This window comes from Falsiroseomonas sp., assembly GCF_051859025.1.
Lineage (GTDB): Bacteria > Pseudomonadota > Alphaproteobacteria > Acetobacterales > Acetobacteraceae > Falsiroseomonas.
On record NZ_JBHYGL010000037.1, the window covers coordinates 217,360 to 229,817 of the forward strand.

Below are 12,458 nucleotides of genomic sequence, written 5' to 3' on the forward strand. Positions count from 1 at the left end.
GATCGTCTAGAAAGGTCGTCGGTTGCCAAGGCCGGGCATAAGGGCACCAAGGCCCCCACGCATCAGCCCCTTCTGGCCGAGCTTGTTCATCCGCTTCATCATCGCGGACATCTCGTCGAACTGCTTCAGCAGGCGGTTCACATCCTGCACCGTGGTGCCGGAACCCGCGGCGATCCGCCGCTTGCGTGCCGCCTTCAGCAGGTCGGGATTGCGTCGCTCCTTCGGCGTCATCGAACTGATGATCGCGGCCTGGCGCTTCAGCATGGTCTGGTCGAGGTTGGCGTTCTCGATCTGCGACTTGATCTTGCCCACCCCCGGCAGCATCCCGAGGATGCCGGAGAGCGAGCCCATCTTGCCGATCTGCTTGATCTGCGATGCGTAGTCCTCGAGGTCGAAGGACCCCTTCTGCATCTTCTTCGCAAGCTTCTCGGCTTCCGCCTGGTCGATCGCCTCCGCGGCCCGCTCGACGAGGGAGACGATGTCCCCCATGCCGAGGATGCGGTTCGCGATGCGATCCGGATGGAAATCCTCCAGCGCGTCCAGCTTCTCACCGGCGCCGAGCAGCTTGATCGGCGCGCCGGTGACGGCACGCATGGACAGCGCCGCGCCGCCGCGCGCGTCGCCATCGACGCGCGTCATGACGATGCCGGTGACGCCGACCTTCTCCTGGAAGGCCTTGGCGGTGTTGACCGCGTCCTGGCCGGTCATCGCATCGACGACCAGCAGCGTCTCATGCGGCTTCACGAACGCCTTGACGTCCGCGACCTCGGCCATCAGCGCCTCGTCGATCGCGAGGCGGCCGGCGGTGTCGAGGATGACGATGTCGTAGAGCTCGCGCCGGCCCACATCCATCGCGCGCTCGGCGATCTGGCGGGGCGTCTGGCCGGCGATGATGGGCAGGCCGGTGACCTCGGCCTGGTCGGCCAGCGTCTGCAGCTGCAGCTGCGCGGCGGGGCGGTGCACGTCGAGCGACGCCAGCAGGACCTTCTTGCGGTCACGCGTCCGCAGCCGCAGCGCGATCTTGCCGGAGGTGGTAGTCTTGCCCGAGCCCTGGAGGCCCACCATCAGGATGGGGATGGGTGACGGCGCGTTGAGGTCCAGCCCCCGCTTGCCGTCATCGCCCTCGCCACCGCCCAGCGCCTCGACCAGCGCGTCGTTGACGATCTTGATGACCTGCTGGGCCGGGGAGACGGAGCGGATGACTTCCTGACCCACGGCGCGGTCGCGCACGCGGTTCACCAAATCCTTCACCACGGGCAGGGCGACGTCGGCTTCCAGCAACGCCACGCGAACCTCGCGCAGCGCCTCCTGGACATCGGCATCCGTCAGCGCGCCACGGCGGCGCAGCTTGTCGAAAACCCCTGTCAGCCTGTTGCCCAGCGCCTCGAACATCGCGGCGGGAAATCCCCTGAAAGTCCGTTGAGACCGCCCCAAACGAAATCGCGCCGCTGCGCGAGCCTTCGCGGAGCGACGGAGCCGCACCGCATCAGGCGGAGCGACCGATCAGGTCCAGGGCGGACCGGAGGGCGCCATTAAGCCCGATCGGCGCCCCGGTCAAGCATCCCCGGAAACGGCAAGGCCCGCGCCAGTGATGGCGCGGGCCTTGTCCCGTATCAGAGGTCGGCTGCCGGTTACTTCGGCGCCAGGACCATGATCATCTGCCGGTTCTCAAGCCGCGGCATCTGTTCGACCTTGGTCGTCTCGGCCAGTTCCGTCCGGATCCGGTCCAGCACCTTCAGGCCGAGGTCCTGGTGGGCCATTTCGCGGCCGCGGAAGCGGAGCGTGACCTTCACCTTGTCACCCTCGCCGATGAAGTCCTTCATCTGCCGCATCTTCACGCCGTAATCATGGTCGTCGATGTTCGGACGGACCTTGATTTCCTTCAGCTCGACGACCTTCTGGCGCTTGCGCGCCTCGTTGGCCTTCTTCTGCTGCTCGTACTTGTACTTGCCGTAGTCGAGGATCTTGCAGACCGGCGGAATCGCGTTGGGGCTGATTTCGAGCAGATCCAGCCCGACCTCATAGGCCCGCAGCAACGCATCGCGCGCCGACATCACGCCGATCATCTCCCCGTCCTGGTCGATCAGGCGGACCTGGGGGACTCGGATATCCTCATTGACCCGCGGGCCGTCTCTCGTCGGCATCTGGGCGGGCATTGGACCACGGGCTATGGCGCTCTCCTGTCGCTGTTCAAGGGCAGTGTCTCATTGTTATGGCGAGTGGACCCGCCCGGTGCAAGCCGCCGCCTTAATGGGCAGGGCCGCACCGGGCTGAAAAATGCGGGTCAGCCGCGGATATCGGGTGGCGTGGCCTCCGCCGCCAGGGTGGCGACCGCCTCCGCCAGCGGCAATTCCACCTGGTCCCGGCCCGGCAGGCGGCGCAGCACCAGCTTGCGCTCCTCCGCCTCCCGCCGCCCGACCACCACCAGCACGGGCACGCGCTGGGCGATGTGGTCGGGGACCTTCCGGTTGATCTTCTCGTTCCGCAGGTCGAGTTCGACGCGCAGCCCGGCCTTGCGCAGCGCCTCCGCCGCTTCCTTCGCAAAGGGGGCGGCATCGTCCACGATGGTCGCGACCACCACCTGCACGGGCGCGATCCACAGCGGGAAGCGCCCGGCATGCTGTTCGATCAGGATGCCGAGGAAGCGTTCGAAACTGCCGAGGATGGCTCGGTGCAGCATGACGGGGCGCTTCCGAGACCCATCCTCCGCTACATACTCGGCATCGAGGCGTTCCGGCAGCACGAAATCCACCTGGAAGGTGCCGCATTGCCAGTCCCGGCCGATGGCGTCGCGGAGCACGAATTCCAGCTTCGGGCCGTAGAAGGCGCCCTCCCCCGGATTCATCTCGTAATCCACGCCGGCCTTGCGGCAGGCCTCATGCAGCGCGCCTTCCGCCCGGTCCCAGATGCCGTCATCGCCGGCGCGCTGTTCGGGGCGGTCGCTGAACTTCACGCGGAAGCTCTCGAAGCCGAGGTCCTTGTAGATGCGGGACAGCAGCGCGGTGAAGCGCACGGCTTCGTCCGCGATCTGGTGTTCCTCGCAGAAGATGTGGGCGTCGTCCTGCGTGAAGGCGCGCACGCGCATGATGCCGTGCAGGGCCCCCGAAGGCTCGTAGCGGTGGCAGGCGCCGAATTCGGCCATACGCAGCGGCAGTTCCCGATAGCTGCGGATGCCCTGGTTGAAGATCAGCACATGGCAGGGGCAGTTCATGGGCTTGAGGGCCAGCAGGCGATGCGCCTCGTCCTGGTCCTCCACCGTCGCCATGAACATGTTCTTCCGGTAGTTCTCCCAATGGCCGGATTTCTCCCACAGCTTCCGGTCCAGCACCTGGGGGGTCTTCACCTCCTGGTATTCGCCGTCATCGAGGCGCCGGCGCATGTAGTCCTCCACCGTGCGGTAGAGCTTCCAGCCCTTGGGGTGCCAGAAGACGCTGCCGGTCGCTTCCTCCTGCAGGTGGAACAGGTTCATCTCCCGCCCGATGCGGCGGTGATCGCGCTTCTCGGCTTCCTCGATCTGGAGGAGGTGGGCGTCGAGTTCCTTCTGGTCGCGCCAGGCGGTGCCGTAGATGCGGGACAGGACGGGGTTGCGGTGGTCGCCGCGCCAATAGGCCCCGGCCACTTTCATCAGCTTGAAGGCGGTGCCGATATCGCCGGTGCCGCGCATATGCGGGCCGCGGCAGAGGTCCACCCAATCACCCTGGCTGTAGAGGCTGATGGTCTCCGACGCCGGCAGGTCCCGGATCAGCTCCACCTTGAAGCGCTCGCCCTTCGACTCGAACAGGGCGATCGCGTCCTCCCGGCTCACTTCCTGGCGGCGGAAGGGGGCGTTGCGGCCGACGATCTCCCGCATCTTCGCCTCGATCGCGGCGAAATCCTCGGTCGTGAAGGGCTGGTTGCGAGAGAAATCGTAGTAGAAGCCGTTCTCGATGGAGGGGCCGATCGTCACCTGGGTGCCGGGGAACAGCTCCTGCACCGCCTCCGCCAGCACATGGGCGGTGTCGTGGCGGATGAGGTCGAGCGCCTCGGGGTCCTTGCGGGTGACGAAGCGCACGGCGGCATCGGCGGCGATCTCATGCGACAGGTCGCGGAGCGCGCCATCAACCTGCATGGCGAGTGCCGCCTTGGCCAGGCCGGGGCCGATGCTGGCGGCGATCGTCGTGCCCGTCACGGGCCCGTCGAAAGCGCGGACGGAACCGTCGGGCAGGGTGATCGCGGGCATGGGGGCAGCAAGCTCCGATGGCTGAAAATGGGGCGGGACCATGGCCAGCCCGGCACGCGCTCGTCAAGGTTGCCCGCTATGGTTACAGCCGAACCCTCAACCATGGGTTATACTACGTCCTTTCCTGCGTTCCGGAGTCGAATCGTCGCATGGCTGATGCCGAGAAGCCGCCGCGGGCGGCCCTGTATGTTGATTTCGACAATGTCTTCATGGCGTTGCTACGGTGGGATGAACGGGCGGCCTATGCCTTCGGCGAAAGGCCCGATGCCTGGCTGGCCTGGCTGGAGGGGCGGGAGGAAGGCGGCGCGCCGACCACCAGGCGCACGCTCATCCGCCGCTGCTACCTGAATCCCGGTGGCTATTTCGACTTCCAGATGGGCCGCGCCGTCGCGCGCTATCGCCAGCAACGCGATTTGCGGAACCGGACCTGGTTCGGGGAGTTCCGCGCCAATTTCGTGCAGGCCGGCTTCGACATCGTGGATTGCCCGCCGGTCGCCTACCTGAAGAACAGCGCCGACATGAAGATGGCGCTCGATATCCGGGATGCGCTGGACCACAAGACCACCTTCGACGAGTTCGTGATCCTGTCGGGGGACAGCGACTTCCTGCCGGCCCTCGCACGGCTGCGGGCGCATGACCGGCGCATCACCATCCTGGCGCAGAACACGGCCAAGCGCGCCTACCTGGCCGCCGCCGACATCGTGGTGGGGCTGGATGATTTCGCGCATGAGGGCATGGGCAATGTCGCCATCGCCCAGGTCGAGCAATCGCCGCCCCGGCCGGAACCGGTGAGGCCCGAGCCCTCACGCCCCGAACCCGCTCGCTCTGAGCCGGCCCGCCCCGAACCGGCCCGCCCAGAACAGTCCCGGGCGGACCATCCGCGGCCGGACCCCGTGCGGGCGGAAGCCCCGCCCGCAAGGGCGCCGGACCTGCCCGGCCTGCGCGCCGCCGCCCTGGCCTGGCTGAGGGAGGCGCTGGCGCGCAGCCCCGCCGGCGCGCTGCGGATGACGGAGGTCGGCAGCCAGATCAGCCGCCACCTGCCCGCCCTCAGGAGCACCGCCTATGCCGGGGCTGGGTCGCTCGGCGGGCTGATCGAGGAAGCGCGCGACCCGCGCCTGCTGATGACCGGCCCGGCATCTCGCCGCTGGGTCTTCGACCCGGAACGCGGCCCCCCGCCCGGCGACCTGCCGCCGGGCATCGAGGACCAGCCCGGCCTTCCCGCCGAAGCCCAGGGCGCGGCGGAGGAGGCGCCCGACGCGCCGGCGGAAGCCGCCCCGGTGGAAGCAGCACCGTCCCAGGCCGAGATCGTGGAAAGCCCGCCCGAGGTGGCGGCGGAGCCCGAGACTCCTGTGGAGAACCCACCGGAACCCGAGCCATCCCAGCCCGCCGCGCCGCCCGTGGTGGCGGAAGAGCCGGCCCCCACCCCGGAACCCGAGCCGGAGCCCGAGCCGCCGAGCCGGGAGGCGCTGATGGCGGAGGCCGCGCTGCTGGTGCGCGACCTTCTCTGGGGTTCCCGAGACAACAAGGGCCTGGCGCAGGATCTGCCCGCCTTCGCCCCGGCGGAGATCGGCTTCGTGCTCAACGCCATCGCCGCGCGCCAGCCGCTGGAGATGGTGGAAATGCCCGCCGCCGCCACAGCCATCGCCGCCGACGCCGCCGCGCAGGGGCTGCATGTCTCCGCGCGGGAGGTCACGGCCATCCTGCGCTGGCTGCTGCGCGGCTTCGCCAGGCTGCAGGAGGCCCCGGCCCCCGACGCCGCGGCTCAGCACGCCCGCCGCCTCTACGCCACGCTGGTCGCGGCGGTGCGCGCGGTGGATGAACCGCTGAGCGAGGCGGAGAAGGAGGCGCTGCGGAACTGGACCCAGGCCGGGATCGGTTAGCGGGGCGAAAGCCCCGCCATCGCCGCGCGCACATCCTCCACGCCGAGCGCGGCGAGGGGCGCGTGGCGCAGCACCGCCACCGCGGGGCCGCGCGGCGCGCACAGCGCCGGGTCGCTCTCATCCCCGAACAGCGCCAGCGTCGGGCAGCCGGCGGCGGCGATCAGGTGGGTGGGGCCGGTGTCGTTCCCCAGCGCGAAGCTCGCCCGCCGCGCCAGCGCCGCGACCTGCGCGATGCTGGTGCGGCCGGCCAAATCGATGGCGTTGGGCGCGGCGGCGGTGATCTCCGCCGCCAGCGCGGCTTCCGACTTCCCGCCCAGCACCAGGCAGGGCAGCCCGCAGCCCGCGGCAAAGGCGGCGAAATGCTCCGCCGGCCAGCGCTTGCCCGGGCGATGCGGCGACGCGCCCGGCACCAGCAGCGCGAAGCGCGGCGGCAAGGGCAGGTCCGACAGGTCGGCATCCAGCCAATCCAGCGCCGGCGCGGGAAAGTGGCGGATGCCCGCCATCTCCAGCTGGTCCCGCTGGCGTTCCAGCGTGTGCATCACGTTCCGCCGCGGATTGGCATGGGGGTGGGACGCACCCCAGGCCGTGCCGGACCAGCGGGCGCCAAGCCCCACCATCAGCCGGTAGCGGGATGACCGGCCGGAGGTCTGGAGGTCATAGACCCAGTCGAAACCCGCACCGCGCAGTCGGCGCGCCAGGCGGAAGACGGCGGGCAAATCCGTCCAGGCTGGGCGGCCATCCTCCCACACCTCGTCGAACCAGGGGCTGCGGCGGGCCAGCGGCGCGAAGGGCGGCGTCGTCAGCAGCACGATCCGCGCCGCCGGGTGATGCGCCCGGATGGCCGCGAAGGGCCCGAAGGACTGGACGAAATCGCCGAGTGCGCCGAGGCGGATGACCAGCACCGGTGCCGTCACGGCAGCAATTCCCGATAGACGTCCAGGGTGGCGCGCTGCATGACGGCGGTGGTGTGGCGCGCCAGGACGGAAGCGCGCCCGGCCTGCGCCACCGCATCGCGCTCCGCCGCCGGCAGGGCCAGCACGCGCGCCAGCGCCGCGGCCAGGCCAGCGGGGTCCCCGGGCGGCACGCGCCAGCCCGTGACGCCATCCTCTACCGTCTCCCTCGGCCCGCCGAGGTCGGCGGCCACCACGGGGCGGCCCATGGCCTGGGCCTCGATCACCGTGCGGCCGAAGGCTTCCGCATCCGTGCTGGCGTGGACGACGACATCGGCCGCCAGCAGCGCCGTGCCCATCGCCTCCACATGGCCGAGGATGCGGACGCGGTCGCCGACGCCATGCTGGCGGGCCAGCGCCACCAGGCCGGCGCGATACTCGCCCTCACCCCCTCCGCCGGCCAGCACGGCCAGGGCGTTGCCGGGCAGGTTCGCCATCGCCTCGATCAGCACGGCCTGGCCCTTCCAGCGCGTCAGTCGGCCGGGCAGCAGCACCACGGGCCGGTCATCCGGCGCGCCCCAGGCAGCACGCAGCGCGGCGACGCGTTCCGGCGGCACAGAAGCCGGGTTGAAGCGGCGGGGATCGACGCCGCGATGGATCACCCGCAGCCGGTCCTCCCGCACGCCATGCCGTTCGCGGACCAGGTCGGCGATGAAGTGGCTGACCGCGATCACCCGGTCGCCGCGCGCCATCACGGAGTTGTAGAGCCGCTTGCCCGGGAAGCCTTCATTATAGGCGCCGTGATAGGTGGTGACGAAACCCGCCCCCATGCGCCGCGCCGCCATCAGCGCGGACCAGGCGGGCGCGCGCGACCGGGCATGGATCAGCGCCACCCCCTCCCGCCGCGCCAGCGCCGCCAGCGCGCCCGCATTGCGCCAGATCGTGACCGGCGACTTGGCGCGCAGCGGCAGCGTGACGTGGTGGATGCCGAGTGCATCCAACTCCGCCACCATCGGCCCGCCCTGGGAGGCGACGATGGCGCGCAGCCCCGCATCGCGGATGGCTTCCGCGATCTCGATCGTGCCTCGCTCCACGCCGCCAGTGACGAGCGCGGGGAGGACCTGCAACACGGCGGGGGGGCTGGCCATCAGCCGCGGTTCCTACCCCCGACGAGCGCGCGCGTGAAGGGTTCAGCCTGGCTCGCGCCGATGCGCGTAGGTCTCGTCGAGTTTCGCGCGGAGGTAGGCGGCCCCGGTGATCGGCGTATACCGCGGCGGGTTGCCCGGCCCCGTGCAGCCAGGGAGCACGGCCACCACCGCATCGGGGTTGGGGTCCAGGAAGAAGGCGGCGGAATAACGCTCCGCCGCCGGCGCGCGGACGCGGTGCGGCGTGGAGGCATAGACGTCATTCGTCCACCGCATCAGGCAATCCCCGATGTTGCAGATGAAGGCGCCGGGAAGCGTCGGCACATCCTCCCACCCCCCGCCGCGGCGCTTCACCTGCAGCCCCGCCACGCCATCGGTGGCCAGCACCGTGACGCAGCCATAATCCGTGTGTTCCCCGGCGCCGAGCGGCGCGGCCTGGCCGCTGCCGGCGGGGTAGTGCAGCAGCCGAAGCGTGGCGAGCGGCCGGTCCAGCCGAGCCTCGAAGAAATCCTCCTCGATCCCGAGGTCCAGCGCGAAGCCGCGATGCAGCAACCGGCCAAGCGCCCAGGCCGCGTCGAAATGCGCGAGGATCGCGGCGCGGAGGTCGGCGCGCCCCTCGGGCCAGAGGTTCAGGCCGCGGAAGGGGATGCCGGCCAGGATCTCCGGATGGTCCGGTGCCATCTCGAGCCCGACATTGAAAGCCTCCTTCCGGTCGGCCGGCTTCGTGGGGTCCAGCTGTTCCTCCGACAGCCCGACATAGCCGCGATTATGCGGCGACCGCCGGATGGACAGGGCCTGCTTGTCGGCATCCGGCAGCGCGAAAAGGGCGCGGGCGGCGTCGAACAGGCCGGTGGTGACGGCATCGGGGATGCCGTGGCCGGTGACGAGGAAGAAGCCCGCGCCACGGCAGGCGGCGCCGAGTTCCACGGCGACCGCGCGGCGGGCGGTGGGGTCCGGGCTGCGCAGGCCGGCGATGTCGATGACGGGGACGATGTCGTTCATCCCCCCATCGTGCCGCAGGCGGCCGTTGCCGTCAGCCGCCCTTCACGCCGCCCTGGGTCAGCCCGGCCACGATCTGCTTCTGCGCCACCAGCGTCAGCACCAGCACCGGCGCCGTCACCAGCAGGGCGGCGGCCGAGAGCGGGCCCCAGCTGATCTGTTCGAAGGTCAGCATGTTGTTGACCGCGACAGGCAGGGTCCGCGTCTCCCGCCCCGCCAGCACCATGGCGAAGATGAAGTTGTTCCAGGAGAAGATGAAGGCGAGGATCGTCGCCACCGTGATGCCGGGCCGTGCCAGCGGCAGCGCCACGTGGCGGAAGGCCTGCCAGATGGTGGCGCCATCGACCAGCGCCGCTTCCTCCAATTCGCCCGGCAGCCCCTCGAAGAACCCGATCATCACCCAGACCGCGATCGGCACCGTCAGCACCAGGTGGGTGATCAGGATGGGCCAGATCGTGCCCGTCAGCCCGATCCACTGGAACAGCAGGAACAGGGGGATGAGGTAGGAAAGCCCCGGCGTGATGCGGGCGATCAGGATCAGCACCGCCGCCTTGGTGGCGCGCATCTTGGCGATGCCATAGCCCGCGGGGATGCCGACCAGCAGCGCGATGCCGGTCGCGCCGAAGCTGACCACCACGCTGTTCCAGGCCTGCAGCAGGAAGTCGTTGCGTTCGAACACCGCGCGGAAATTGTCGAGCGTCGGCGGGCTGGGGATGAAGACCGGCGGGAAGGCGGTGTTGTCCACCTCGTTCTTCAGGGACAGCGACAGCATCCACAGGAAGACCAGCGCCGCCGGCGAGACCAGCGCGAAGACCGCCAGGCCGAAGCCCAGGCTCTCCAGCCGCCTTTTCCAGGGCCGGGCGCGGATGGTGCCGCTCATCGTGCCGCGTCCTTGAAGCGTTCGCGCGACCACAGCAGCAGCAGCGCCAGCCCGATGATGAGGATGAAGAACACCACCACCACGGCGCTCGCATAGCCCATGTTGTAGTAGGCGAAGGCGTTCAGATACAGGAAGATGTTGATCGTCTCGCTCGCCGTGCCCGGCCCGCCCTGGGTGATGACGTAGATGGTGTCGAAGGCCTTCAGGGCGTCGATGGTGCGGATGATGATCGCCACCATCAGGAAGGGTGCCAGCAGCGGCAGGGTGATGTAGCGGAAGGCCTGCCAGCCCGTCGCGCCATCGATCTTCGCGGCCTCATAGGGATCGACGGGCAGCGACGCCAGGCCGCCCAGCACCAGCAGCATCACCAGCGGCGTCCAGTGCCAGACCTCCACCATCACCAGGGTCGGGATGACGGTGGAAGCATCGTAGACCCAGAGGCTGGGCGGGATGCCGAACTGGGACAGGATCCAGTTGAGCACGCCGAGTTGCGGGTGGAACATCATCGTCCAGACCAGCGCGACGGCGACGGGCGTCGCCATCATCGGCAGGATGAAGATGGTGCGCGCCAGGCCGCGCAGCGGGAATTTCCGGTTGAAGGCGATGGCGGCCGCCGTGCCCAGGATCACCGGGATCACGACCGCCAGCGCGGTGAAATACAGGGTCCGCCAGATCGAGGCATGGAAGCGTTCGTCGCCCCAAAGCCTTTCGTAATTGGCCAGGCCCACGAAGCTGCGGCCGGAGCCCAGCTTCCATTCGTTCAGGCTCATCCAGAGCGTGAAGATCCAGGGGAAGACGATGACGGCGACCACCACCACCGCGGCGGGCACGACGAAGGGCCAGTAATGCCGTGCATAGGCCCGCTTGCGCCGGACCCTGTCGGCGGCAGCACCCGAGAGTGCCGCCGCCTTGCCATCGGGAGTGGTGGTGCCGCCAGACATCAGGTCGCGCGCTCGGATTGCTCGAGGATCGGGCGGAAGGCTTCCGTCGCGCGGCGAAGCTCCGTCGCCACATCGGCACCGCCGATCGTGTTGGTCAGCGCCGCGCCCAGCGTGTCGCGGAATTCCGTGACGGGCACGATCTCCGGCAGGCCCGGATGGGCGATGCGGGCGGAACTGATCAGCGTCTCGAAATAATCGCGGCCGAAGCGGCTGGTGCGGATCGCTTCCTCGTCGCGATAGGGGCTCTGGCGGGCTGGCGCGCCGGCGCCGGAGGTGAGGAAGCGAAGCTGGTTCCGCTTGTTCGTCGCCCATTGCAGGTAAAGCCAGGCGGCGCCGCGCTTGCGTTCATTGGACCCGGCGCTGATGCCGAGACCCGTCCCGAACAGCGCGCAATGGTGGCGCGCCGCGCCGCGCGGCACGACGGCATAGCCCACCTTGCCCGCCACGCGGGACCGCGTCGGGTCTTCCAGCGGCGCGGCAAAGCCCACGCCATCCAGCCACATGGCGGCCCGGCCCTGGGAGAAGCTGGTCTGCGCCTCGTTCCAGTTGAAGCCGGCCACGCCCTGCGGCGCGCAGTCCCGCATGATCTTCTTGTAGAATTCGCCGGCCGCGATGGCATCCGGCGTGTCCGTCAGCAGGCGCTGGTTGGCGTCCGTGCAGTCCCGCTGCTGCGTGCCCAGCAGGAAGCTGGTGTAGAGCACGACATTGGCGTTGCGCACGCCGCGGCCGACGAAGCCGGCCTGGCCCGCCCGCGCATCCGTCAGGCGCCTGGCGGTCTCGTACATCTCGTCATAGGTGGTCGGCACCTGGACGCCGGCGCGGGCGAAGATTTCCTTGTTGTAGTAGAGGATGAAGTAGTCCGTGAACTCCGGCAGCGTATCCATCCGCCCATCGGCCTGCGTCGAATAGGCCACCGCACCGGCGCCGAAATCGGCGAAGTCGAAATCAGGCGAGGTCAGCGACGCATCGGCGATCATCGGCTTGAGGTCGGCGGTCCAGCGCGCGCGGCCGACCTGGCGCTTGTTGACGTGCAGGCTGATGCCGATGACGTCGAAGCTCGGGCGGCCGGAGGCGAATTCGATGACGAATTTCTGCCGGTGCTGCTGTTCCGGGATGGCTTCGGAGCCGACGCGGATGCCGGTCAGCTCCTCGAACTCCCGCTGGTTCTGGATCAGGATCTGGCTGCGGGGGTTGGCCGTCAGGCTCACCTCGATCCGTTCGCCGGCGAAGCGGCGCCAGTTGAAGGCGGCCTGGGCATTCACCTGGCTGACCAAGGCTGGCGCAGCCAGCACGCCCGCACCGCCCAGCAGCGCACCGCGCCGCGTGATCATCGTCATGGGGTCCCTCCCTCAAGGCTCGAAGCGGCCTGTCTGTGGCGGATGCTCCGCCGAATCACCGCCCTGGGGCAAGCCCCGCCATGACGGGCGGGGTCGTATCGCCATCCGATGCGCCGCCGCGCCCCCTTTCCCATCGCGCCGATGCGGCTAGGCTCCCTCCAAACGGG

At 69.6% G+C, this 12,458-nt stretch carries 10 protein-coding genes; 1 reads left to right on the forward strand and 9 read right to left on the reverse strand.

The genetic code is table 11. The features are described 5' to 3' along the window. Positions 1-6 precede the first annotated feature (6 nt). The 3 genes from ffh to thrS all read right to left on the reverse strand — a co-directional run bounded on the left by ffh (position 7) and on the right by thrS (position 4,219). The gene (gene ffh, locus ACTIE5_RS24065; RefSeq protein ID WP_439552267.1) at positions 7-1,392 is read right to left on the reverse strand and encodes a signal recognition particle protein; all 1,386 of its coding nucleotides are present in this window, start codon (positions 1,390-1,392) and stop codon (positions 7-9) included. Between the two features lie 239 nt (positions 1,393-1,631). Then, positions 1,632-2,156, reverse strand: a complete 525-nt coding sequence (infC, locus tag ACTIE5_RS24070) for a translation initiation factor IF-3 (protein WP_439552268.1) — start codon at positions 2,154-2,156, stop codon at positions 1,632-1,634. Positions 2,157-2,284: 128 nt separating this feature from the next. Further along, the gene (gene thrS, locus ACTIE5_RS24075; RefSeq protein ID WP_439552269.1) at positions 2,285-4,219 is read right to left on the reverse strand and encodes a threonine--tRNA ligase; all 1,935 of its coding nucleotides are present in this window, start codon (positions 4,217-4,219) and stop codon (positions 2,285-2,287) included. 149 nt (positions 4,220-4,368) lie between these two features. Between thrS and ACTIE5_RS24080 the strand changes: the two genes are divergently transcribed. Then, positions 4,369-6,099, forward strand: coding sequence for an NYN domain-containing protein (locus tag ACTIE5_RS24080; RefSeq protein ID WP_439552270.1), 1,731 nt, complete (start codon positions 4,369-4,371; stop codon positions 6,097-6,099). Here ACTIE5_RS24080 and ACTIE5_RS24085 read toward each other — a convergent pair. From ACTIE5_RS24085 to ACTIE5_RS24110, 6 genes are read right to left on the reverse strand one after another with little or no spacing between them, the layout of a single operon-like run. After that, positions 6,096-7,013, reverse strand: coding sequence for a glycosyltransferase family 9 protein (locus ACTIE5_RS24085; protein WP_439552271.1), 918 nt, complete (start codon positions 7,011-7,013; stop codon positions 6,096-6,098). The two genes, ACTIE5_RS24080 and ACTIE5_RS24085, sit on opposite strands and share 4 nt — an antisense overlap. After that, positions 7,010-8,137: a glycosyltransferase family 4 protein gene (locus ACTIE5_RS24090; protein WP_439552272.1), complete on the reverse strand. Its 1,128-nt coding sequence runs from the start codon at positions 8,135-8,137 to the stop codon at positions 7,010-7,012. Before ACTIE5_RS24090 ends, ACTIE5_RS24085 begins: the two co-directional genes overlap by 4 nt. A 42-nt stretch (positions 8,138-8,179) precedes the next feature. Then, positions 8,180-9,136 carry an isopenicillin N synthase family dioxygenase gene (locus ACTIE5_RS24095; protein WP_439552273.1) on the reverse strand — a complete coding sequence of 319 codons (957 nt, stop codon included), beginning with the start codon at positions 9,134-9,136 and terminating at the stop codon, positions 8,180-8,182. 31 nt (positions 9,137-9,167) lie between these two features. Then, complete coding sequence (locus ACTIE5_RS24100) at positions 9,168-10,013, reverse strand: carbohydrate ABC transporter permease (protein WP_439552274.1); 846 nt, start codon at positions 10,011-10,013, stop codon at positions 9,168-9,170. Then, the gene (locus tag ACTIE5_RS24105) at positions 10,010-10,954 is read right to left on the reverse strand and encodes a carbohydrate ABC transporter permease (protein WP_439552275.1); all 945 of its coding nucleotides are present in this window, start codon (positions 10,952-10,954) and stop codon (positions 10,010-10,012) included. Before ACTIE5_RS24105 ends, ACTIE5_RS24100 begins: the two co-directional genes overlap by 4 nt. Further along, a complete protein-coding gene (locus tag ACTIE5_RS24110; RefSeq protein WP_439552276.1) occupies positions 10,954-12,291 on the reverse strand; it encodes an extracellular solute-binding protein in 1,338 nt (445 codons plus the stop codon). Before ACTIE5_RS24110 ends, ACTIE5_RS24105 begins: the two co-directional genes overlap by 1 nt. Positions 12,292-12,458 lie beyond the last annotated feature (167 nt).